The 23,330-nt window shown below is 66.8% G+C and carries 20 protein-coding genes; 1 reads left to right on the top strand and 19 read right to left on the bottom strand.

What is annotated here, in order from left to right; genetic code table 11:
* Window positions 1-20: 20 nt before the first annotated feature.
* The 11 genes from phoR to HZI36_RS13955 form a co-directional block, all read right to left on the bottom strand.
* A complete protein-coding gene (gene phoR, locus HZI36_RS14005; RefSeq protein WP_179403242.1) occupies window positions 21-1,346 on the bottom strand; it encodes a phosphate regulon sensor histidine kinase PhoR in 1,326 nt (441 codons plus the stop codon).
* A 56-nt stretch (window positions 1,347-1,402) separates the two neighbouring features.
* A complete protein-coding gene (phoB, locus tag HZI36_RS14000) occupies window positions 1,403-2,104 on the bottom strand; it encodes a phosphate regulon transcriptional regulator PhoB (protein ID WP_179403241.1) in 702 nt (233 codons plus the stop codon).
* 33 nt (window positions 2,105-2,137) lie between these two features.
* Window positions 2,138-2,842 (bottom strand): phosphate signaling complex protein PhoU, encoded by a 705-nt coding sequence (gene phoU / locus HZI36_RS13995; RefSeq protein ID WP_179403240.1) that lies wholly within the window; start codon window positions 2,840-2,842, stop codon window positions 2,138-2,140.
* Between the two features lie 23 nt (window positions 2,843-2,865).
* The gene (gene pstB, locus HZI36_RS13990; protein ID WP_425485240.1) at window positions 2,866-3,669 is read right to left on the bottom strand and encodes a phosphate ABC transporter ATP-binding protein PstB; all 804 of its coding nucleotides are present in this window, start codon (window positions 3,667-3,669) and stop codon (window positions 2,866-2,868) included.
* Window positions 3,670-3,729: 60 nt separating this feature from the next.
* Complete coding sequence (gene pstA / locus HZI36_RS13985; protein WP_179403238.1) at window positions 3,730-4,626, bottom strand: phosphate ABC transporter permease PstA; 897 nt, start codon at window positions 4,624-4,626, stop codon at window positions 3,730-3,732.
* The gene (pstC, locus tag HZI36_RS13980; RefSeq protein WP_179403237.1) at window positions 4,623-5,609 is read right to left on the bottom strand and encodes a phosphate ABC transporter permease PstC; all 987 of its coding nucleotides are present in this window, start codon (window positions 5,607-5,609) and stop codon (window positions 4,623-4,625) included. The genes pstA and pstC overlap by 4 nt, the downstream gene beginning before the upstream one ends.
* Window positions 5,610-5,703: 94 nt before the next feature.
* Window positions 5,704-6,735 carry a phosphate ABC transporter substrate-binding protein PstS gene (pstS, locus tag HZI36_RS13975; RefSeq protein ID WP_179403236.1) on the bottom strand — a complete coding sequence of 344 codons (1,032 nt, stop codon included), beginning with the start codon at window positions 6,733-6,735 and terminating at the stop codon, window positions 5,704-5,706.
* 189 nt (window positions 6,736-6,924) lie between these two features.
* The gene (glmM, locus tag HZI36_RS13970; RefSeq protein ID WP_179403235.1) at window positions 6,925-8,280 is read right to left on the bottom strand and encodes a phosphoglucosamine mutase; all 1,356 of its coding nucleotides are present in this window, start codon (window positions 8,278-8,280) and stop codon (window positions 6,925-6,927) included.
* 21 nt (window positions 8,281-8,301) lie between these two features.
* A complete protein-coding gene (gene folP, locus HZI36_RS13965; RefSeq protein ID WP_425485239.1) occupies window positions 8,302-9,210 on the bottom strand; it encodes a dihydropteroate synthase in 909 nt (302 codons plus the stop codon).
* Between the two features lie 77 nt (window positions 9,211-9,287).
* Window positions 9,288-11,171, bottom strand: coding sequence for an ATP-dependent zinc metalloprotease FtsH (gene ftsH / locus HZI36_RS13960; RefSeq protein ID WP_179403233.1), 1,884 nt, complete (start codon window positions 11,169-11,171; stop codon window positions 9,288-9,290).
* A gap of 166 nt (window positions 11,172-11,337) precedes the next feature.
* Complete coding sequence (locus HZI36_RS13955) at window positions 11,338-12,000, bottom strand: RlmE family RNA methyltransferase (RefSeq protein ID WP_179403232.1); 663 nt, start codon at window positions 11,998-12,000, stop codon at window positions 11,338-11,340.
* A gap of 158 nt (window positions 12,001-12,158) precedes the next feature.
* Between HZI36_RS13955 and HZI36_RS13950 the strand changes: the two genes are divergently transcribed.
* Window positions 12,159-12,686 (top strand): YhbY family RNA-binding protein, encoded by a 528-nt coding sequence (locus HZI36_RS13950; protein WP_179403231.1) that lies wholly within the window; start codon window positions 12,159-12,161, stop codon window positions 12,684-12,686.
* 78 nt (window positions 12,687-12,764) lie between these two features.
* Here the strand turns inward: HZI36_RS13950 and HZI36_RS13945 are convergent, their stop codons facing one another.
* The 8 genes from HZI36_RS13945 to gloB all read right to left on the bottom strand — a co-directional run bounded on the left by HZI36_RS13945 (window position 12,765) and on the right by gloB (window position 23,322).
* Window positions 12,765-13,223 carry a DUF4149 domain-containing protein gene (locus HZI36_RS13945; protein WP_179403230.1) on the bottom strand — a complete coding sequence of 153 codons (459 nt, stop codon included), beginning with the start codon at window positions 13,221-13,223 and terminating at the stop codon, window positions 12,765-12,767.
* Between the two features lie 14 nt (window positions 13,224-13,237).
* Window positions 13,238-13,714, bottom strand: a complete 477-nt coding sequence (greA, locus tag HZI36_RS13940; protein ID WP_179403229.1) for a transcription elongation factor GreA — start codon at window positions 13,712-13,714, stop codon at window positions 13,238-13,240.
* 119 nt (window positions 13,715-13,833) lie between these two features.
* A complete protein-coding gene (gene carB, locus HZI36_RS13935) occupies window positions 13,834-17,088 on the bottom strand; it encodes a carbamoyl-phosphate synthase large subunit (RefSeq protein ID WP_179403228.1) in 3,255 nt (1,084 codons plus the stop codon).
* Window positions 17,089-17,141: 53 nt separating this feature from the next.
* A complete protein-coding gene (gene leuE / locus HZI36_RS13930) occupies window positions 17,142-17,813 on the bottom strand; it encodes a leucine efflux protein LeuE (RefSeq protein ID WP_179403227.1) in 672 nt (223 codons plus the stop codon).
* Window positions 17,814-17,859: 46 nt separating this feature from the next.
* The gene (carA, locus tag HZI36_RS13925) at window positions 17,860-19,008 is read right to left on the bottom strand and encodes a glutamine-hydrolyzing carbamoyl-phosphate synthase small subunit (protein ID WP_179403226.1); all 1,149 of its coding nucleotides are present in this window, start codon (window positions 19,006-19,008) and stop codon (window positions 17,860-17,862) included.
* Window positions 19,009-19,333: 325 nt separating this feature from the next.
* Complete coding sequence (locus tag HZI36_RS13920; protein ID WP_179403225.1) at window positions 19,334-20,563, bottom strand: MFS transporter; 1,230 nt, start codon at window positions 20,561-20,563, stop codon at window positions 19,334-19,336.
* 117 nt (window positions 20,564-20,680) lie between these two features.
* On the bottom strand, window positions 20,681-22,318 hold the full coding sequence (locus HZI36_RS13915; RefSeq protein WP_179403224.1) for a transglycosylase SLT domain-containing protein: 1,638 nt from the start codon (window positions 22,316-22,318) through the stop codon (window positions 20,681-20,683).
* Window positions 22,319-22,470: 152 nt separating this feature from the next.
* Window positions 22,471-23,322, bottom strand: coding sequence for a hydroxyacylglutathione hydrolase (gene gloB, locus HZI36_RS13910; RefSeq protein WP_179403223.1), 852 nt, complete (start codon window positions 23,320-23,322; stop codon window positions 22,471-22,473).
* Window positions 23,323-23,330: the final 8 nt, after the last annotated feature.

Genomic DNA, 23,330 nt, shown 5'->3' with positions numbered 1-23,330 from the left:
CGGCGCGGCCGCCGTCCGGCTTACGCGCCGAACGTCGCCGCGCCGCTCGCGATCGCGACGGTCCGCTGCGCCGGGAAGTGCACGGTGAACGTGCTGCCGCGCCCTTCCTCGCTCTGGATCTTCATCTGCGCATCGTGCCGCTGCAGCACGTGCTTGACGATCGCGAGCCCGAGGCCGGTGCCGCCGGTGTCGCGCGAGCGGCTGCGGTCGACGCGATAGAAGCGCTCGGTCAGCCGCGGCAGATCGACGGCCGGAATGCCGAACCCGCTGTCCGTCACCGAGAACACCGCGCGCGCGCCGTCGCGCCGCCAGTCGACCGCGATCCGGCCGCCATCCGGCGTATAGCGGATCGCGTTCGTCACGAGATTCGCGAACGCGCTGAACACTTCGGTCTGCACACCAGTGACCGCGAGCGTGTCGTCGATCGAGAACGTGATCCGGTGATGGCCGTTCGACAGCATCTGCGCGTCGTCGCGCAGATGATCGAACACCGACGGCATGTCGATCACGTAATCGTCGCTCGGCTTCACGTCGCCTTCGAGCTTCGCGAGCACGAGCAGGTCGGTCACGATGTGACGCATCCGCGACGCCTGCTGCTCCATCAGCTCGAGATAGCGCGCGCGCTCCTCTTCGCCGAGCGGCAGCTCGCGCATCGTCTCGAGGAAGCCGGACAGCACGGTGAGCGGCGTCTTCAGCTCGTGCGACACGTTCGCGACGAAGTCGCGCCGCATCGCGTCGGTGCGCTCGAGCTCGGTGATGTCCTGCGTGAGCAGCAGCTTGCGGTTCTCGCCGTACGGAAACACCTGCACCGCGAGCACGTTCTGCCGCGTGCCGCCCATCCCGTGCATCACGAGCGTCTCGTCGTAATGCTGCGAGTTCAGGTAGCGGATGAAGTCGGGATGCCGAACGAGATTCGTGATGTGCTGGCGCAGGTCGCGCTTCGCGTCGAGGCCGAAATGCTTCTCGGCGATCTCGTTGCACCATTCGATCTGGTCGCGCTCGTCGAGCATCGCGACGCCGTTCGGCGACGCCTGTATCGCCTGGATGAAGCGCGAATGCTGCTGCTCGACCTGACGCACCTGCGCGTGCCACTGCTTCGCGAGCTTGTGCAGCCGATAGTAGATTTCACCCCAGATGCCGGGCGCGCTCGGCACTTCGCCATAGACGGGCGCGTCGAGCAGGCGCCATAGGCGCTGCGTGTGGAAGGTGCTGAAGAAGCCCTGCGCGATCAGCATCGCCGATGCGAACGCGAACCCGTACACCGGGCCCGCGAACACGCCGATCGCCGCGCTGATCAGCAAGAGCAACACGAGCGACACCAGAAAGCGCGCCCAGATGATGTTCATGATTCAGCGCCCGAAAAAAGAGAAGCCAGCCGCGGCGCCCTGTGCCGCGTCGCGCGTCACGCGTGCTTCGCGAGTCGGTAGCCGCTGCCGCGGACGGTCTCGATCATAGCATCGCAGCCCGCGGGCTTCAGCGCCGCCCGCAATCGTTTGATGTGCACGTCGACGGTGCGCTCCTCGACGAACACGTGATCGCCCCACACCTGATCGAGCAGTTGCGTGCGGCTGTGCACGCGCTCCGGATGCGTCATGAAGAAATGCAGCAGGCGGAACTCGGTCGGACCGAGATCGAGCTTCGTCTCGCTGCCGTCCGCGTGCGCGGCGACGCGATGCGTGGCCGGATCGAGCCGCAGCCCGTTGATCGCGACGACGTCCTCGGTCAGCTGCGGCGCGCGGCGGCGCAGCACCGCCTTGATGCGCGCCATCAGTTCCTTCGGCGAAAACGGCTTCGTCACGTAGTCGTCCGCGCCGATCTCGAGGCCCAGCACCTTGTCCTGCTCGTCGCCGCGCGCGGTCAGCATGATGATCGGAATGTGCTTGGTCCGCTCGTTGTTGCGCAGATCGCGCGCGAACGCGATGCCGGACTTGCCCGGCAGCATCCAGTCGAGCAGCACGAGATCCGGCAGCACGTCGCTGATCAGATTCGCGGCCTGCTCCGCGTTGTATGCGCGGATCGGGCAATGTCCCGCATGCTGAAGATTCACCGAAATCAATTCGGAAATCGCGGGTTCATCTTCGATGACGAGAATGTTGCTGGGCATCGGGTCCTCTTGTCGTCGTACGCGTGCGTCGCGTTAACTGTTGGCTTCGCGATCGAGCAGGTCGCGCGGCTGGTGCCGCACGTCGGTGCCCTTCACGATGTAGATGATGAATTCGGCGATGTTCTTCGCGTGGTCGCCGATCCGCTCGATCGCCTTCGCGATGAACAGATACTCGAGGCCGACCGAGATCGTGCGCGGATCTTCCTGCATGTACGACACGAGCTTGCGCACGAACGCGCGGAATTCCAGATCGATCTCCTTGTCGTCCTTCACGATCTGCGCGGCCGCGACCGTGTCGAGGCGCGCGAACGCGTCGAGCACGCGGCGCAGCACCGACACCGCCATCTCGCCCGACACCTTGATCTCGGCGATGTTGACCGCGCGCGCGGCCGGCTCGTCGATCAGGCGGCGCACGCGCTTCGCGATCTTCTCCGCCTCGTCGCCGGCGCGCTCGAGGTTCGTGATCGTCTTCGAGATCGACATCAAGAGGCGCAGGTCGCGCGCGGCCGGCTGGCGGCGCGCGATGATGTTCCCGCATTCCTGGTCGATCTCGACCTCCATCGCGTTCAGACGCTCCTCCGTCGCGATCACGTGCTCGGCCGTGTCACGGTCGAACTCGTTGAGCGCGTGCATCGCGCCGACGATCTGCGACTCCACGAGCCCGCCCATCTCCAGCACCTTCGACGACACCGCGTTCAGATCGGCGTCGAACTGGCTCGACAAATGTTTATCCGACATGGCTACCGTTCTCCGTCTTCACATCAGCCGAAGCGGCCGGTGATGTAGTCTTCCGTTTCCTTGCGTACCGGCTTGATGAAGATCTTCTCGGTCTCGCCGAATTCGATCAGCTCGCCCAGGTACATGTAGGCGGTGTAGTCCGAGCAGCGCGCGGCCTGCTGCATGTTGTGCGTGACGATCACGACCGTGTACTCGCTCTTGAGCTCCGCGATCAGCTCCTCGATGCGGCCGGTCGAGATCGGGTCGAGCGCCGAGCACGGCTCGTCGAGCAGCAGCACCTCGGGGCGGATCGCGATCCCGCGCGCGATGCACAGACGCTGCTGCTGGCCGCCCGACAGCCCGTAGCCGCTCTGGTTCAGCTTGTCCTTCACCTCGCTCCACAGCGCGGCCTTCGTCAGCGCCCATTCGACGCGGTCTTCCATCTCCGAGCGCGTGAGCTTCTCGAACATCTTCACGCCGAACGCGATGTTGTCGTAGATCGACATCGGGAACGGCGTCGGCTTCTGGAACACCATCCCGACGCGCGCGCGCAACAGCGAGATGTCCATGCTGGTGGTCAGCAGGTTCTCGCCGTCCATCATGATCTCGCCTTCGGCGCGCTGCTCCGGGTAGAGCGCGTACATCTTGTTGAACGTGCGCAGAAGCGTCGACTTGCCGCAGCCCGACGGGCCGATGAACGCGGTCACCTTGCCTTCGGGAATGCTCAGGTTGATGTTCTTCAGCGCGTGGAACTTGTTGTAGAAGAAGTTCAGGTTGTTGACCTCGATCTTCGCGTTCAGCGGCGCGAGCGGGCGGTCGTGCGACGCGCCGTTCGAGCCGGCCGGCATCGCGGCGCGATCGATGGGATTCAGGTGGCTTTCTGCCATGTTCATCGGATTGCTCCGCCGTTACTGTTTCGAGAAGATCGAGCGTGCGAGGATGTTGAGTCCGAGCACCCCGAGCGTGATCAGGAACACGCCCGCCCACGCGAGCGACTGCCATTCCGCGAACGGGCTCATCGCGAACTTGTAGATCGTGACGGGCAGGTTCGCCATCGGCTGGCTCATGTCGAGCGAGAAAAACTGGTTCGACAGTGCGGTGAACAGCAGCGGCGCGGTTTCGCCGGCGATCCGCGCAACCGCGAGCAGCACGCCGGTCACGATCCCGCCGATCGACGCGCGCAGCGTGATCTTCATCACCATCCGCCATTTCGGCGTGCCGAGCGCGAACGCCGCTTCGCGCAGCGCGTTCGGCACGAGCTTCAGCATGTTCTCCGTCGTGCGGATCACGATCGGGATCTGCAGCAGCGCGAGCGACACGACGCCGGCCCAGCCCGAGAAGTGCCCGGACTTGGCGACGACGATCGCGTACGCGAACAGGCCGACGACGATCGACGGCGCCGACAGCAGGATGTCGTTGATGAAGCGGACGACGCCCGCGAGCGTGTTCTTCTGGCCGTACTCGGCGAGATAGACGCCCGCGAGCACGCCGATCGGCGTGCCGACGAACGTGCCGAGCCCGACGAGCATCAGGCTGCCGACGATCGCGTTCGCGAGGCCGCCGCCCGCGGTGTTCGGCGGTGGCGTCGACTCGGTGAACAGCGCGAGCGACAGGCCGCCGATCCCGAGATGCAGCGTCGTGTACAGAATCCAGACGAGCCAGACGAGGCCGAACGCCATCGCGCCGAGCGACGCGGTCAGCGCGATCGCGTTGGTGATCTTGCGCTTGCGCTGCAGGCGGTTGCGCATCGCGTCGAGCGCTTCGCCGCTCGGGCCGCCGGGAAAGCTCATGACGGGTTCGCTCATTTCTTGCCCTCTCCTTTCTCGAGGCGCAGCAGCAGCAGTTTGGAGATGGCGAGCACGATGAAGGTGATCACGAACAGGATCAGCCCGAGCTCCATCAGCGCGGCCGTATGCAGGCCCGGGCCCGCTTCGGCGAACTCGTTCGCGAGCGCCGACGTGATGCTGTTGCCGGGCGAGAACAGCGACACGTTGTCGAGCAGGTTCGTGTTGCCGATCACGAACGTGACCGCCATCGTCTCGCCGAGCGCGCGGCCGAGGCCGAGCATCACGCCGCCGATCACGCCGGTCTTCGTATAGGGCAACACGATCTTCCACATCACTTCCCACGTCGTGCAGCCGATCCCGTATGCCGACTCCTTCAGCAGCACGGGCGTGACTTCGAACACGTCGCGCATCACCGACGAGATGTACGGAATAATCATGATCGCGAGGATCACGCCGGCCGCGAGAATGCCGATCCCGATCGGCGGGCCGGCCGTCAGCGCGCCGAGCACCGGCACGTTCTCGAGCAGCCGGCCGAGCGGCTTCTGGAAGTATTCGGCGAAGATCGGCGCGAACACGAGCAGCCCCCACATCCCGTAGACGATCGACGGGATCGCGGCGAGCAGCTCGATCGCGATGCCGAGCGGCCGGCGCAGCCAGACGGGCGACAGCTCGGTCAGGAACAGCGCGATCCCGAAGCTGACCGGCACCGCGATCACGAGCGCGATGAACGACGTGATCAGCGTGCCGTAGATCGGCACGAGCGCGCCGTAGTCGTCGACGGTCGGATCCCAGTTCGAATGCCACAGGAAGCCGAAGCCGAACTGCTTGATCGACGGGATCGACGAAATGATCAGCGATACGATGATGCCGCCGAGCAGCAGCAGGGTCACGATCGCGGCGAGAAAGGCGAGACCGCCGAACAGGACGTCGCCGAAACGGCCGGGCGCGCGTTGCTGCGCCTTGTCGGCGGCTCGGGACGACGCGTAGGGAATATCAGACATGGGAGCCTGTTTTCAGATGCCGGGCGCCGTGACGCCCGGCCTTACCGCACACACTGCCCGACCGGCTCGGCCGGGCAGTGAACCGCTGCGACGCTTACTCGGCGAGCGGCTTGCCGGCCGCGTCCGTGACCTTCGTCTTCCACTGCTTGCGGATCTCGTTCGTCACCGCCGGCGGCAGCGAGATGTAGTCGAGGCTGTCGGCCGCTTTCTCGCCGTTCTTGAACGCCCAGTCGAAGAACTTCAGCGTCTGCGCGCCCTGCTCCGGCTTGTCCTGCTTCGCGTGCAGCAGCACGAACGTCGCGCCGACGACCGGCCATGCGTCCTTGCCCGGCTCGTTCGTCAGGATCTGGTAGAACGACTTCGACCAGTTAGCGCCAGCGGCAGCGGCCTTGAACGTCTCGACCTTCGGCTCGACGACAACGCCGTCCGAGTTCTTCAGCGACGTGTAGACCATGTTGTTCTTCTTCGCGTACGCCCACTCGACGTAGCCGATCGCGCCCGGCAGACGCTGCACGAACGCCGCGACGCCGTCGTTGCCCTTGCCGCCCGTGCCGGTCGGCCAGTTCACGGTCGTGCCTTCGCCGACCTTCGACTTCCACTCCGGGCTGACCTTCGACAGATAGTCGGTCCAGATGAACGTCGTGCCCGAGCCGTCGGCGCGGCGCACGACCGCGATGTCGGTATCCGGGAGCTTGACCTTCGGGTTCAGCGCGGCGATCTGCGGATCATTCCACTTCTTGATCTTGCCGAGGTAGATCTCGCCGAGCACCGGGCCCGACAGCGTCAGTTCGCCGGCCTTCACGCCCGGCACGTTGATCGCCGGCACCACGCCGCCGACGACCGTCGGAAACTGGAACAGGCCTTCCTTCGCGAGTTCGTCGTCCTTCAGCGGCGCGTCCGAACCGGCGAAATCGACGGTCTTCGCGACGATCTGCTTGAGGCCGCCCGACGAACCGATGCCCTGGTAGTTGATCTTCGCGCCGCCGGTCTGCTGGTAATCCGCAGCCCATTTCGTATAGATCGGCATGGCGAACGTGCTGCCCGCGCCCGTGATGTCGGCAGCCTGCGCGGCAACGGCGAAGAGCGCGCCAGCGAAGCCGGCGAGCGCGGTTTGCATCAATTTCATGAGACCTCCAGTGTGTGAGCGGATAACTACGGCACGCGAAGATTAGGGGCTGCTCATGACACTAATGTGACAATCGATGAAGCTGGCATGACAGTAACATGACGGTCAAATGGCACCAACTGGACGATCGTGCGAGGTCGCCCGCGCGCGACCGGCGCGGGGAAGCAAGAAGCAGAATGAAGCAAACGGTCAGGTGGTCGCCGAGCGCACCGCGTCGGCGATCGCCTCCGCGTGCCGGCTCGCGTCCGCGGCCCGCTGCGCCTCGACCATCACGCGCAGCACCGGCTCGGTACCGGACGCGCGGATCAGCACGCGGCCGCCATCCGCCAGCTCGCGCTCGGCAGCGTCGATCGCCGCGCGGATCGTCGTATTGCCCTTCCAGTCCGCGCCCGGCTTCATCCGCACGTTGATCAGCTTCTGCGGGAACAGCGTCACGTCCTCGAGCATCTGCGCGAGCGTGCGGCCGCTGCGCTTGAGCGCGGCGAGCACGAGCAGCGCCGACACGATCCCGTCGCCGGTCGAATGCCGGTCCAGCGACAGAATGTGCCCGGACCCTTCCGCGCCGAGCTGCCAGCCGTGCTCGCGCAATTTCTCGAGCACGTAGCGGTCGCCGACCGCCGCGCGCACGAATCGCACGCCCTCGCGCTGCAGCGCGACCTCGACCGCGAGATTCGTCATCAGCGTGCCGACCGCCCCTTCGACACGGCCGTCGGTCGCGATCCGGTCCTTGACGAGCACGTACAGCAGCTCGTCGCCGTTGAAGAGCCGCCCGGACGAATCGACGACCTGCAGCCGGTCCGCGTCGCCGTCGAGCGCGATTCCGAGATCCGCGTGGTTCGCGCGCACCGCGCGCACGAGCGCATCGGGCGCGGTCGCGCCGACGCCGTCGTTGATGTTGAAGCCGTTCGGCGCGACGCCGATCGGCACCACTTCCGCGCCGAGCTCGTGGAACACGTGCGGCGCGACCTGGTACGCGGCGCCGTGCGCGCAGTCGATGACGAGCTTCAGCCCGCGCAGATCGAACGCGGCCGGGAACGTGCTCTTGCAGAACTCGATGTAGCGGCCGGCCGCGTCTTCGAGGCGCCGCGCCTTGCCGAGCCCGTCCGACGGCGCGCAGTCGAGCGGCCGGTCGAGCCACGCCTCGATCTCGGCTTCGGTGTCGTCGGGCAGCTTGTTGCCGTCCGCCGAGAAGAACTTGATCCCGTTGTCGTGATACGGATTGTGCGACGCGCTGATCACGACGCCGGCCGACAGGCGCAGCGCGCGCGTCAAGTATGCGATGCCCGGCGTCGGCATCGGGCCGGCCAGCATCACGTCGACGCCCGCGGCCGAGAAGCCCGCCTCGAGCGCGGCCTCGAGCATGTAGCCGGACACGCGCGTATCCTTGCCGATCAGCACGGTGGGACGGGCGCCGGCCGCGACGTCCGCGACGCCGGCCAGCACCTTGCCGGCCGCGTAGCCGAGCCGCAGCACGAAATCAGGCGTGATCGGTGCTTCGCCGACCTTGCCGCGAATGCCGTCCGTGCCGAAATATCGACGTCCCATAACGAACCTTCCTCCAGTCATTCAGATGTTGTGATGTCGTGCGGCATCGCGCACGGCCTGCCAGACCTTCAGCGCATCGACGGTCGCGCCGACGTCGTGCACGCGCACGATCGCCGCGCCCCGCTCCGCCGCGCAGACCGCGGCCGCGACGCTCGCCGCGATGCGCTCGGCCGGCGGCTTGCCGCCGATCACCGCGCCGAGCATCGACTTGCGCGACATGCCCGCGAGAATCGGGTAAGGCCGCCCGGCCGGGCGCGCCGGCGCGGTGTCCGGCAGCGCGGCGAGCAGCGCGTAATTGTGTTCGACGACCGCCTTGCCGAACCCGAAGCCCGGATCGACGCAGATCCGTTCCGGCGCGATGCCGGCCTGCATCAACGCATCCGCACGCGCGGCGAGAAAGTCGCGGACGTCGGCGACCACGTCGCGATAATCGGGCTCGTGCACCTGCATCGTCCGCGGCTCGCCGAGCATGTGCATCGCGCAGAGCCCGCAGTCGCCGTCGCGCACCGCATCGATCGCGCCGGGCTGCCGGAAGCCCCAGATATCGTTGATCAGGTCCGCGCCGGCCGCGAGCGCCGCGCGCATCACCGCCGGCTTGTACGTGTCGACCGACAACGGCACGCCGAGCGGCCGCAACGCGTCGATCAGCGGGATCACGCGCGCGAGCTCCTCGTCGAGCGGGACAGGCGGCGCGCCGGGTCGCGTCGATTCGCCGCCGATGTCGAGCAGGTCCGCGCCTTCGGCGAGCATCCGCTCGGCCTGGCGCAGCGCGTCGTCGCGCGCGAGAAAGCGGCCGCCGTCGGAAAACGAGTCGGGCGTCGCATTGAGGATGCCCATCACGAGCGGGCGCTCAAACGTTAGCGTGAAGCGGCCACAGCGGAGCGGCTCGGGCGTGAAAGACGGGGAAGACGGGGAACCGGGATTGGACACGAGCAACGAGCGAACGGATGAATGCAAAACGGGCCGGTGTGCGTCACACCAGCCCGTGAACGATGCCGGAGCCCGGGTCAGGCCGGCGCGGTCGCGTTGCCCGGCTTGTTGACTTCGGTGCCGGTGCCCGACGACGGATCGCCGGCCGCGGGCGTGCTCTTCGGCGAACGCGGCGGACGCCCTTCCATGATGTCGTTGATCTGATCGGCGTCGATCGTTTCCCACTCCATCAGCGCGGCGGTCATCGCCTCGACCTTGTCGCGGTTCTCGTCGAGCAGACGGCGCGCGAGGCTGTACTGATCGTCGAGCACGCGACGGATTTCCGCATCGACCTTCTGCTGCGTCGCTTCCGAGATCGTGCGCGTGAAGCCGCGACCGAACGGACTGGCGTCGTTCTCGTCGTCGACGTAGACCATCGGCCCGAGCGCGTCGGTCATCCCGAAGCGGGCGACCATCGCGCGCGCGGTCTGCGTCGCCTTGTTGAAGTCGTCCGACGCGCCGGTGCTGAGCAGGTTCAGGAACAGTTCCTCGGCCACGCGGCCGCCGAACAGGATCGCGAGACGGTCGAGCAGGTAGTCCTTCGAGTACGTTTCGTTGTCGTGCTCCGGCAATTGCCACGTGACGCCGAGCGCACGCCCGCGCGGAATGATCGTGACCTTGTGGACCGGATCGGCCTTCGGCAGCAGCTTCGCGATCACCGCGTGGCCGGATTCGTGATACGCAGTCGCGCGCTTCGCTTCCTCGCGGATCACCGCCGACTTGCGCTCCGGCCCCATGAAGATCTTGTCCTTCGCGTCCTCGAAGTCCTGCATCTCGACGATCCGCTTGCCACGGCGCGCGGCGAACAGCGCGGCCTCGTTCACGAGGTTCGCGAGATCGGCGCCCGAGAAGCCCGGCGTGCCGCGCGCGATCACCGCCGCATCGACGTCGTTCGAGATCGGCACCTTGCGCAGGTGCACGCGCATGATCTGCTCGCGGCCGCGGATGTCGGGCAGGCCCACGTAGACCTGACGGTCGAAACGGCCCGGACGCAGCAGCGCCTTGTCGAGCACGTCGGAGCGGTTCGTCGCGGCGATCACGATCACGCCGGAATTCGCCTCGAAGCCGTCCATTTCGACGAGCATCTGGTTCAGCGTCTGCTCGCGCTCGTCGTTGCCGCCGCCCATGCCGGCGCCGCGATGGCGGCCGACCGCGTCGATTTCGTCGATGAACACGATGCACGGCGCATGCTTCTTCGCCTGCTCGAACATGTCGCGCACGCGGGCCGCGCCGACGCCGACGAACATTTCGACGAAGTCCGAACCCGAGATGCTGAAGAACGGCACCTTCGCCTCGCCCGCGATCGCACGCGCGAGCAGCGTCTTGCCGGTGCCCGGCGGGCCGACGAGCAGCACGCCGCGCGGAATGCGGCCGCCGAGTTTCTGGAACTTCTGCGGATCGCGCAGGAAGTCGACCAGCTCGGACACCTCCTCCTTCGCTTCGTCGCAGCCGGCGACGTCGGAGAAATTCACCGCGTTGGTGTTCTCGTCGATGAGCCGCGCGCGCGATTTGCCGAACGAGAACGCGCCGCCCTTACCGCCTCCCTGCATCTGCCGCATCATGTAGAACCAGAAGCCGATGATCAGGATCGTCGGGCCGAGGTAGTACAGCGCGGACACCAGCGCGTTCGGTTCGTCATCGGCCTTGCCGCTGACCTGAACGCCATATTTCATCAGATCGCCGACCATCCAGATGTCGCCCGGCGAGATGATCTGGTATTTCTGGCCATCGGCCGGAGTGACGGTGAGGTTGCGCCCCTGAACGATCACGTTCTTGACCTTGCCGTTCTTCGCGTCATCCATGAACTGCGAATAGGACACGCCTTCCTGAACGCGGGGCTTGTCGAACTGCTTGAACACCGTGAACAGCACCAGTGCGATGACCAGCCACACTGCTGCCTTGGAAAACATATTGTTGTTCAAAGCACCACTCCTTCACTCGTAGACGAGCGCCTACATTTGCCTTGCGGCGCTCATCAGGCATTCTAATCCAGTCCGTCACCCCCTGCCATAAGCATCGTCAACCGCGCCGATAGCGCGCAGCTTTGTCTGGCAAGGGCCGGAGCCCGTTTCGGCGATCCGCCCCGCGTCAGCGGGGATGCTTCAGATGCCGTCCCAAAATGAACGTTTCGGACGATTTGTCGCGGGACGCCTTGGGTTTGCGTGGTGCGACGACCTTAAACTGATGTTTGAATTTCTCGACGATCTGGCTATAGCCGCTGCCGTGAAAACACTTCACGAGCAGCGCGCCGTCGGGCTTCAGGTGGTTCTGCGCGAATTCGAGCGCGAGATCGCACACGTGCTCGATCCGCGCGGCGTCCGCGATCGCCACACCCGACAGGTTGGGGGCCATGTCCGAGATTACAAGGTCCACCGGCCGGCCTTCGAGCACCGCCTCCAACTGGAGCAGCACGTCGTCCTCGCGGAAGTCGCCCTGGATGAAGTGCACGTCCGCGATCGGCTCCATCGGCAGCATGTCGAGCGCGACGATCGTGCCGTCGATCCCGCCCTCGCGCGCCGTGTCGCGCCGCTTGCCCTGCGCGAGCTTGTTGCGCACGTACTGGCTCCAGCTGCCCGGCGCGGCGCCGAGATCGACGACCACCTGACCCGGGCGGATCAGCTTGTCCTGCTCGTCGATTTCCTTCAGTTTGTACGCGGCGCGCGCGCGATACCCTTCCCGCTGCGCCATTTTGACGTACGGGTCGTTGATGTGGTCGTGCAGCCAGGATTGATTAAAACGATTCTTTGCCATTCGGAAGAAGATAACTGCCCATTTGCTTCGTGATGCCGCGCTTTTAGCGGATAATACGCGTCTCATTCGCGCGGCCGGCGGTCTGAACAACGCCCAGGCCGCGATTTTACGTGGTTTCGGCGCGCCGCTCGCGCGCCCTCATTCAGAATCGACACTCCATGCCCGCCCTTTCGCTTTCTCCCGCCGAGCGCTCCGCGCTGCGCTCTCAGGCCCATGCGCTCAAGCCCGTCGTGCTGATCGGCGCCGAAGGGCTCACCGACGCGGTGCTCGCCGAGATCAAGGTCCACCTGGCCGCGCACGAGCTGATCAAGATCCGCGTGTTCGGCGACGAGCGCGATGCGCGCGTCGCGATCTACGACGAGATCTGCGATCGGCTGAGCGCCGCCCCGATCCAGCATATCGGCAAGCTGCTCGTGATCTGGAGGCCCGAGGAGACCGAGCCGGCGCCGGTTCGCGGCCGCCGCGGCAACGCGCTGCCGAGCGCGGGCGAGGCCGCCGCCGACACGAAGGGCCGTTCGCCGCGCGTCGTCAAGGTCGTCAAGGTGTCGCCGAACAGCAGCCCCGTGCGCCGGCCGAAGCCGCAGAAGGTGGTCGTGAAGGGCAACGAGCGCGTAACCGCGGGCGGCAACGTGAAGCGTGCGAAAAAGCGCCAGACCAGCGCGAAGCGCCCGCATCAGGTCAAGTAACTCCGCCCGAGCGGCCCGCTCTCGGGGCCGCGCCCCGTCGTTGCTCGCCGCCCGGGGCACAACGCCGCCGGGTTTCGTTCACGCATCGCGCGCCGGCAGCTTCCAGATCAGCATCAGACCGAACACGCTCTCGGCCAGATAGAACAGGCTCGAGATGCCGTGCAGCATCCCGAAGCGACTCACATACGGCGAATTGGCGATGTCGGTGCCCGCCTCCATCGCCGCGGTGCGCAGCGCGTTCATGAACGGCTGCAGCGCGAAATATCCGATCAGCACGCAGCCGAGCATCGCCGCGAGCAGCCAGCGCACGCGCCGGTAATCGTCGCAGCCGCGCCGCACGAGCTGGTTCGACAGCGCGAGCAGCAGCACGCCGCTGACCGCGCCGACAATGCCCTCGATCCGGAACAACTGCGCGGCGACCGAGCCCGCGGCCATGCGCGTGAGCATCGAAAACAGCACCGGCGCGACCGCAAAGCCGATCGTCAGCAGGCTGCCGACCCAGACGGTCGCGAGCAGCCTGAACACACGGTGCGGCATCGCGACTGCCGCCATCAGATGTAGCTGACGGAGATGATTTCGTACTCGCGCACGCCGCTCGGTGCCTGAACCGCCGCGACGTCGCCTTCGGACTTGCCGATCAGCGCGCGCGCGATCGGCGAGCTGACCGAGATCAGGCCGTGGTCCAGATCGGCCTCGTCGTCGCCGACGATCTGGTACTTCACGGTGTTGCCCGACTCGAGATCCTCGAGCTCGACCGTCGCCGCGAACACGACGCGGCCGTCCGCGTCGAGCGCGGACGGGTCGATGACCTGCGCGGCCGACAGCTTCGATTCGATTTCCGCGATGCGACCCTCGATGAAACCCTGCTTCTCCTTGGCCGCGTCGTACTCGGCGTTTTCGGACAGATCGCCCTGCGCGCGCGCCTCCGCGATCGCGGTGATCACGGCCGGCCGTTCGACCGACTTCAGGCGTTGCAGCTCATCGCGCAGTTGGTCCGCGCCACGCTTCGTCAACGGAATGGTGCTCATAAACGACTCAATCGCTAAAAAAACAGCTCAAAAAAAATCACCGCGATTAAGCGCATCCCCGGCCTGACCGGGAACGCCGCTTAATCGCGGCACGTATTGCTTCGACGGTAACTGACCGCTTAGTTTAGGCGAGCGTGAAGACCTTGTAAATCATAGACTTCCAGGTTCTTCAGATAGCGCAGCCCTTCGACCGCGGCACGCGCGCCCGACATCGTCGTGTAGTACGTGATCCGGTGCGCCTGCGCGCTCATCCGGATCGAGCGCGAATCGGCGATCGCCTGGCGCGTCTCGTCGACCGTCGTGCAGACGAGCGCGATCTCGCCGTTCTTGATCATGTCGACGATGTGCGGACGGCCGTCCTTCACCTTGTTCACGACCTTCACCGGCACGCCGGCTTCCGCGATCGCCGCGGCCGTGCCCTTCGTCGCCGCGATCGGATAGCCGAGCTCGTGCAGCATCCGCGCGACCTCGACCGCCTTCGGCTTGTCCGCGTCCATCACGGTCAGCAGCACCGTGCCCGATTCCGGCAGGCGCGAGCCGGCCGCGAGCTGCGACTTGAACAGCGCCTCGCCGAACGTCTGGCCGACCCCCATCACTTCGCCGGTCGAACGCATCTCCGGCCCGAGCACCGGGTCGACGGTCGGGAACTTCACGAACGGGAACACCGCTTCCTTCACGCTGAAGTACGGCGGCTCGACTTCCTTCGTCACGTTCTGCTGCGCGAGCGTCTGGCCGACCATCGCACGCGCGGCGATCTTCGCGAGCGGCAGGCTCGTCGCCTTCGACACGTACGGCACCGTGCGCGACGCGCGCGGGTTCACTTCGAGCACGTAGATCACGTCCTCTTTCGTGCCGTCCGCGCGCGGCACCTGCTGGATCGCGAACTGCACGTTCATCAGGCCGACCACGTTCAGCGCCTTCGCCATCGCGGCGGTCTGGCGCTTGAGTTCAACCACGGTTTCCGTCGACAGCGAATACGGCGGCAGCGAGCACGCCGAATCGCCCGAGTGCACGCCCGCCTGCTCGATGTGCTCCATCACGCCGCCGATGAACACCGCGTCGCCGTCGCAGATGCAGTCGACGTCGCATTCGATCGCGTCGTTCAGGAAGCGGTCGAGCAGCACCGGCGAATCGTTCGACACCTTCACCGCCTCGCGCATGTAGCGCTCGAGGTCGCGCGGCTCGTGCACGATCTCCATCGCGCGGCCGCCGAGCACGTACGACGGACGCACGACGAGCGGATAGCCGATCTCGTCCGCGAGCTTCAGCGCCTCGTCCTCCGCGCGCGCGGTGCGGTTCGGCGGCTGGCGCAGGCCGAGTGCCTGCAGCAGCTTCTGGAAGCGCTCGCGATCCTCGGCCGCGTCGATCATGTCCGGCGACGTGCCGATGATCGGCACGCCGTGCGCCTCGAGGTCGAGCGCGAGCTTCAGCGGCGTCTGGCCGCCGTACTGCACGATCACGCCGGCCGGCTTTTCCTTGTCGACGATCTCGAGCACGTCCTCGAGCGTCAGCGGCTCGAAGTACAGGCGGTCGGACGTATCGTAGTCGGTCGACACCGTTTCCGGATTGCAGTTGACCATGATCGTTTCATAGCCGTCCTCGCGCATCGCGAGCGCCGCGTGAACGCAGCAGTAGTCGAACTCGATGCCCTGGCCGATCCGGTTCGGGCCGCCGCCCAGCACCATGATCTTCTTGTTCGTCGTCGGCTGCGCCTCGCACTCTTCCTCATACGTCGAGTACATGTAGGCCGTCTTCGTCGCGAACTCGGCCGCGCAGGTGTCGACGCGCTTGTACACCGGGCGCACGTTCAGCTCGACGCGGCGCACGCGCACGTCCTCCGGCTTCGCGCGGAGCAGCTTCGCGAGGCGGCGGTCCGAGAAGCCGCTCTGCTTCAGATAGCGCAGTTCGTCGCGCGAGAGCGACGCGAGCGTGCGACCCGCGAGCGCCTTCTCCTTCAGCACGATCTGTTCGATCTGCGCGAGGAACCACGGATCGATCGACGTTTCCGCGAAGATTTCCTCGGCGGTCATGCCGATCCGGAACGCGTCGCCGACGTACCAGATGCGGTCCGGGCCCGGCTCGTGGATCTCGATTGCGATCTCGTCGCGGTTCGTCGACTTCTCGTCGAGGCCGTCGACGCCGACTTCCAGCCCGCGCAGCGCCTTCTGGAACGATTCCTGGAACGTGCGGCCGATCGCCATCACCTCGCCGACCGACTTCATCTGCGTGGTCAGGCGCGAGTCGGCCTCGCGGAACTTCTCGAACGCGAAGCGCGGAATCTTCGTGACCACATAGTCGATCGTCGGCTCGAACGACGCCGGCGTCTGGCCGCCGGTGATCTCGTTCTTCAGCTCGTCGAGCGTGTAGCCGACCGCGAGCTTCGCGGCGACCTTCGCGATCGGGAAGCCCGTCGCCTTCGACGCGAGCGCCGACGAACGCGACACGCGCGGGTTCATCTCGATCACAACCATCCGGCCGTCCTTCGGGTTGATCGAGAACTGCACGTTCGAGCCGCCGGTGTCGACGCCGATCTCGCGCAGCACCGCGAGCGACGCGTTGCGCAGGATCTGGTATTCCTTGTCGGTCAGCGTTTGCGCCGGGGCGACCGTGATCGAGTCGCCGGTGTGCACGCCCATCGGGTCGAGGTTCTCGATCGAGCAGACGATGATGCAGTTGTCGGCGCGGTCGCGCACGACTTCCATCTCGTATTCCTTCCAGCCGAGCAGCGATTCCTCGATCAGCAGCTCGCGCGTCGGCGACAGGTCGAGGCCGCGCTTGCAGATCTCCTCGAACTCCTCGCGGTTGTACGCGATGCCGCCGCCCGAGCCGCCGAGCGTGAACGACGGACGGATCACGACCGGGTAGCCGCTGCCGCCGGTGACCGCCATGATCTCGCCCTGCACCTTCGTCGCCTCTTCCATCGAGTGCGCGATGCCCGACTTCGCGGAGCCGAGGCCGATCTTCGTCATCGCGTCCTTGAACTTCTGGCGGTCCTCGGCCTTGTCGATCGCCTCGGGCGACGCGCCGATCAGCTCGACGCCGAACTTCTCGAGCACGCCGTGGTGATGCAGGTCGAGCGCGCAGTTCAGCGCGGTCTGGCCGCCCATCGTCGGCAGGATCGCGTCCGGGCGCTCCTTCTCGATGATGCGCGCGACGACTTCCCACGTGATCGGCTCGATGTACGTGACGTCGGCCGTGTTCGGGTCCGTCATGATCGTCGCCGGGTTGCTGTTCACGAGGACGACCTTGTAGCCCTCCTCACGCAGCGCCTTGCATGCCTGCGCGCCCGAGTAGTCGAACTCGCACGCCTGGCCGATGATGATCGGGCCGGCGCCGATGATGAGGATGCTGTTGATGTCTGTGCGTTTTGGCATGGCGTTATATGCAATAAGTAATCGTTGATGCGCGCGGGCGGCGAGGCGCGCGGTCAGTTCATCGTCGCGAGCGCGAGCTTCACGGAAAAGCCGACGAACAGCGTGCCGACGCTGCCCGACGCGCCGGCCGCGAGCCTGCGGCGGCGGCGGAACTGCTCGGCGAGGCGGGCACCCGCGAAGATCAGCGTGCTCAGGTACAGGAAGCTCGCGACCTGCGCGATCGCGCCGAGCACGACGAACGACAGTGCCGGGTGCGCGAACGCCGGATCGACGAACTGGATGAAGAACGACACGAAGAACAGGATCGCTTTCGGGTTCAGCAGGCTCACGACGATCGCCTTGCGGAACGGTCGCTCGCTATCGACCGCGCGCGGCGCGCCGGGCGCTGGGTCGGCCACCGCACCGTCCGGCTGCCGCAGCCTGCGCCACGCGGCGCGCAGCATCGAGCTGCCGATATAGAGCAGGTACGCGGCGCCGCCGTACTTGACGACCGAGAACAGCAGCGGGTTCGCCTTCAACAGCGACGCGACGCCCGCGGCCGACAGCGCCATCAGCACCGTATCGCCGAGAAACACGCCGCACGCGGCGCGGTAGCCCGTCTTCACGCCGCGCTGCGCGGCGAGCGACAGCACGTACATCGAGTTCGGCCCCGGCAGCAGGACGATGACGATCACGCCGAACACGTAGGTCCAGAGATCCGTGATGCCGAGTGCGTGGCCGAACATGATGCGTGTGCTCCTGTCGTGACGTTGTGTGACGTGACGTCGCCCGTTACGCGACGCGCGGCGCCTTCGCGGCGTCCATCAGCGCGGTGAAGCGGTCGAACAGATAGCCGATGTCGTGCGGGCCCGGCGACGCTTCCGGGTGGCCCTGGAAGCAGAACGCCGGACGGTCGGTCAGCTCGAAGCCCTGCAGCGTGCCGTCGAACAGCGACACGTGCGTGACGCGCGCGTTCGCGGGCAGCGAATCGGCGTCGACCGCGAAGCCGTGGTTCTGCGACGTGATCACGACGCGGCCGTCGCCGAGATCCTTGACCGGGTGGTTCGCGCCGTGGTGGCCGGTCTTCATCTTCAGCGTCTTGCCGCCGACCGCGAGCCCCATGATCTGGTGGCCGAGGCAGATGCCGAACGTCGGCACGCCGCGCTCGAGGAACGTCTTCGTCGCCGCGATCGCGTAATCGCACGGTTCCGGATCGCCGGGGCCATTCGACAGGAAGATGCCGTCCGGATTCAGTGCGAGCGCCTCTTCCGCGCTCGCCTGCGCGGGCAGCACCGTCACGTGGCAGCCGCGCTCCGCGAGCATCCGCAGGATGTTGTACTTGACGCCGAAGTCGTACGCGACGACACGGTATTTCGGCGTGGCCTGCATGCCGTAGCCGCTGCCGAGGCGCCATTCGGTCTGCTTCCATTCGAACGGCTTGCTCGTCGACACGACCTTCGCGAGATCCATCCCGGCGAGGCCCGGGAACGAGCGCGCGAGCTCGATCGCTTTCGCCTCGTCGTCGGAGCCGGCGAGGATGCAGCCGTTCTGCGCGCCCTTGTCGCGCAGGATGCGGGTCAGCTTGCGGGTGTCGATGCCGGCGATCGCGACGACGCCTTCGTCGCGCAGATAGTCGCCGAGCGTGCGATCCATCCGGAAGTTCGACGCGAGCGTCGGCAGATCGCGGATGATCAGGCCCGCCGCATGGACTTTCGTCGCTTCGACGTCCTCGACGTTCACGCCGACGTTACCGATGTGCGGATACGTGAGCGTGACGATCTGGCGCGCGTAGCTCGGGTCGGTGAGGATTTCCTGATAGCCGGTGATCGCGGTATTGAACACGACTTCGCCGATCGTGTGGCCTTCGGCCCCGATCGAATAACCACGAAAGACCGTGCCGTCGGCGAGTGCGAGCAAAGCGGGAGAAAAAGACGGCAACACGGGAGGCTCCTTGGGGAGCACCCAGCGGCCGACCTGTCTACCCGGCCGCGCGAGCGACGCGCGGCGAACGCGCGCGAGGTCGCTGGCTTGGCGCGATCCGCGGCGCGAATCCGGTACGCGGCGCGAATCCGGCGCACACGCGGCGCGGGATGTCGCGCCGTCGCCCGATAGACGGCGCGCGGCGGATGAACGGGATGAAGGGGTAGGCGCTAGGGTGCGAGGTTGATCAGCACAAACTTACAAATTATAGCGCGAAAATGCCCCTCTTTTCAATCCAGATTGCGACACGATGCCGCTGGCAATGTCGCTAGCAATGTCGCTGGCACTACCCGCGCGCGCCGGCCCGGGCAGCGCCGGCGCGCGCGGGCCACGCGTACCAGAGCGCGCTCGCGATCTGCAGCGCGATCAGCACGCTCCACGCGCTCAGATGCGCGGCCACCGGATAGCGGCCGTCGACGGGCGACCAGAACGCCAGCACCTCGCCGACGCCGATCTGGAACCCGAAGATCAGCAGGAAGATCACGAGCGTGAGCGTCGTGTTCACGCGGCCGATCAGATGCGGCGGGAAATGCTCGGCCAGCACCGCGTAGCTCAGGATTCCGACCCCGCCGAACATCCCGTACGCGATCCACAGCGCCGATGCCGGCAGCGGCACGCGCACGACGATCGCGAGCTGCGTGACGACGAACAGCGCCATCCCGATCCCGCAAAACGCGTAGACCGACACGCCGCGCCGCTCGAACAGCCGCGCGGCCGCGCCGAAGCCGACGCTGCCCGCCATCATCGCGAAGCCGAGCAGCGACACGAGGCGCGCGGCCGCGTGCGCATCGAAGCCGGCGACGTCACGCAGATACGCGCCGACCCACAGCGACTGCATCGCATAGAACACGCCCTGCGTGACGATCGAGAACGAGCCGATCTTCCAGAACGCGGCGCTCTTCAGGATGTGCCACGTGCCCTTGAACTGGCTGACGAGCGTGCCCTGGTGGCGCGTTTGCCGCGCGTCGGGCGCGCCGGCCCAGATCGCGCCGGCGACCGCGACGGTCAGCACCGCGAGCGCGACGCAGATCGCGCGCCAGTCGAGCACGCCGAGCAGCCAGGTCAGCGGCGAACCGACCGCGACGCCGCCGAGCCCGCCGACCGCCATCACGACACCGTTCACGAGCGGCAGCCGCTCGACCCGGAAGTGCTGCGCGAGCGCCTTGAACGCGGCGCCGAGGCTGACCGACACGCCGACGCCGATCAGCAGGCGCCCGAGCATCATCGCGCCGATCCCGTGCGCGGCGCCGAACACGAGCGCGCCCGCCGCCGCGAACAGCAGCATGCCGGCCGTCACGCGGCGCGGACCGAAATGGTCGAGCAGCACGCCGGCCGGCAGCTGCGCGCCCGCGAAACCGAGAAAGTAGAGGCTCGTCAGCAGACCGAGATCGGCCGCCGACAGCCCGAGATCGCGCGTGATGAACGGCGCGAAGCCGAGATTGACGCCCCGGAACACGTACGACACGAAATACCCGAGCGCGAACAGCACGAGCACCCTCCACTGCATCGACGACATGCACCCTCCTTCAGGCCAAATGCGCTGCACAAACGAAAAACGCCGTCACCTCGGTGACGGCGTTTCGTCGGACGTTTCGTCGAATGTTAGCAAATTCGGGCCGCGCGGGCCCGGCGCTCATTTCTTCTTCTTGCCCTTGTGCGACTCGGTCGACTTCGACGCGGCCTTCGGTTCGGACTTGGAAGCGGCGGCTTTCGCCGGCGCGGCGGCCTTCGGCGCCTTCGCGCCCTTCGATGCCTTCGCGGGGGCGGACTTGCCGCCGCTCGCCGCCCGCTCGCCGCGCCCGGCCTTGCCGCCGCCGACGTGCAGGCTCGCGCGCTCGATCCGCGCGCCGCCGATCGACGTCGCGATCCGCTCCGGCCCCGGCTCCGCCGGCACCGCGCGGCCGACCGGCACGTGCAGCACCATCGTCTGGCCCGGCATCACGATCTCGCGGCGCGTCTTGTTCCACGCCCGCAGCTGGCCGACCGACACGCCGTAGCGGCCCGCGATCGCCTCCATCGACTGCTTGCGGCGCACGCGGATCAGCATCTTGCGCGTGTCCGGCACGTCCGGCTCCATCGCGAGCACCGCGTTTTCGGCGACGTCCGCGCTGATGTCCTCGTCGTCGTCGTCGGTGCGCGGCACGACGAGCGTCGAGCCCGACTTCAGCCGCATCCCGGCCGGAATCTTGTTCACGCTCATCAGCGTATCCGCGTCGACGCCGATCTTCTCGGCAAGCGCCTGCGGCGTGATCCGCTCGTCGACCGTGTACGTCGTCCACGTCGACAGCTGGCCGCCGTACGCCTTCAGATTCTTCTCGAACGCGGACGCATTGTCGAACGGCAGCAGGATCTGCGGATCGGTCGCGCCGAGAATCACCGGTTTCTTGAACGACGGGTTCAGCGACTTGAACTCGTCGAGCGACAGGTTCGCGAGCTGCGCGGCGACGTTGACGTCGATGTCATGCGACGTCGTGACGGTCACGAAATACGGGTGGTTCGGGATGTCCGGCAGCGTGAGGCCGTACTGCTGCGGGTGCGCGATCAGATTCTTGACCGCCTGCAGCTTCGGCACGTAGTTGCGCGTCTCGCTCGGCAAACGCAGGCTCTGGTAGTCGGTCGGCAGGCCGGCCGCCTGGTTGCGCGCGATCGCGCGCTGCACGTTGCCCTCGCCCCAGTTGTACGCGGCGAGCGCGAGATACCAGTCGCCGAACATGTCGTGCAGGCGGGACAGATAGTCGAGCGCGGCGCTCGTCGACGCGAGCACGTCGCGGCGCTCGTCCTGCCACATGTTCTGCCGCAGGTTGTACGTGCGGCCGGTGCCGGGCACGAACTGCCACATGCCGGCCGCCTTCGCGACCGACAGCGCCTGCGGGTTGTACGCGGATTCGATGAACGGCAGCAGCGCGAGCTCGGTCGGCATGTGGCGCGCCTCGAGCTCCTCGACGATGTGATACAGGTATTTCTGCGACCGCTCGGTCATCCGCTGCACGTAATCGGGGCGCTGGACGTACCACTGGGTCTGCATGTCGACGAGGTCGCTCTGCAGGTCGGGCATCTGGAAGCCGCGGCGGATGCGCGCCCACAGATCGGTGTCGGCGCTCGTGAGCTCGCCGACGGATTGCTTGTCGACGTCGACGGTTTCTTTGGCGGTGGCGGACTTGCGGAGGAAGTTGGACGCCGCTTGCGGATCGGCGGCGGTATTGGCGGTGGGTCCCTGGCTCGCGCACGCGGCGAGCAGCAGGACCAGCAACGCACTCAGTAATAGTCGCATGAAAATCTCGGATTACGGCGGCGGGTAAATTGGAGGCGATGGTACGGAAGTGCGTCCTTCACGTCAATAAAAACGCCGAAAATCTAGGCAAATCCAGTATTTGGGGCCGATTTTGCAGATTCGGGATGAACTTTTTTCCGATGCGGCGACGCTCATCGGAACCGGTTTTTCCACTCCCGCATCAGCGTGAATGCGGCCAGCCGATCCGGCACCGTTTCGTGCAGCTGCGCCTCGAGCGTCGCGCGGATCTCGCCGCTGTCCGCGCGCAGGAACGGGTTCACCGCGCGCTCGTGCGCGATCGTCGTCGGCAGCGTCGGCACCCCTTGCGCGCGGCGTGCCTGCGCGGCGTCGCGCCACGCGGCGAGCGCCGCGTTGCCCGGCTCGCACGCGAGCGCGAAGCGGATGTTCGACAGCGTGTATTCGTGCGCGCAATGCACCCGCGTATCGCCGGGCAGCGCCGCGAGCGCGTCGAGCGACGCGAGCATCTGCGCGGGCGTGCCCTCGAACAGCCGCCCGCAGCCGCACGAGAACAGCGTGTCGCCGCAGAATACGTGCGGTGACGTCGGGCCCGGGCCGGCCGGGCCTGCGCCGGCCGCGCCTACCCCGGCCGGGCCTGGGCCGGCCGCCTGAAAATACGCAATGTGGCCGCGCGTGTGGCCAGGCACGTCGATCACGTCGAACGTCAGCGCGGGCGACGCGAGCGTCACGCGATCGCCGCCCGCGAGCGGCCGCGTGACGACGCCGATCCCCTCGGCCGCGGGGCCGTAGACGGGCAGCGGCCGGTCGGCCGATTGGCCGGCGATCAGCGCGGCAACGCCGCCGACGTGGTCGGCATGGTGGTGCGTGAGTAAAATAGCGGTCAGCCGCCAGCCTCGTTCAGCGAGGGCGCGGCGCACCGGAGCGGCTTCGCCCGGATCGACGGCGATCGCGTCGCTGCCGTCCGACACGAGCCAGATGTAGTTGTCCTCGAATGCCGGGACCGGCATGTATTCCAGCTCGTTCATGGCACGCA

The sequence above is a fragment of the Burkholderia guangdongensis genome, from assembly GCF_013403875.1.
GTDB lineage: Bacteria > Pseudomonadota > Gammaproteobacteria > Burkholderiales > Burkholderiaceae > Burkholderia > Burkholderia guangdongensis.
The sequence above is the reverse complement of the archived record's forward strand: the minus strand, read 5'-3'. Positions and strand labels throughout refer to the sequence as shown.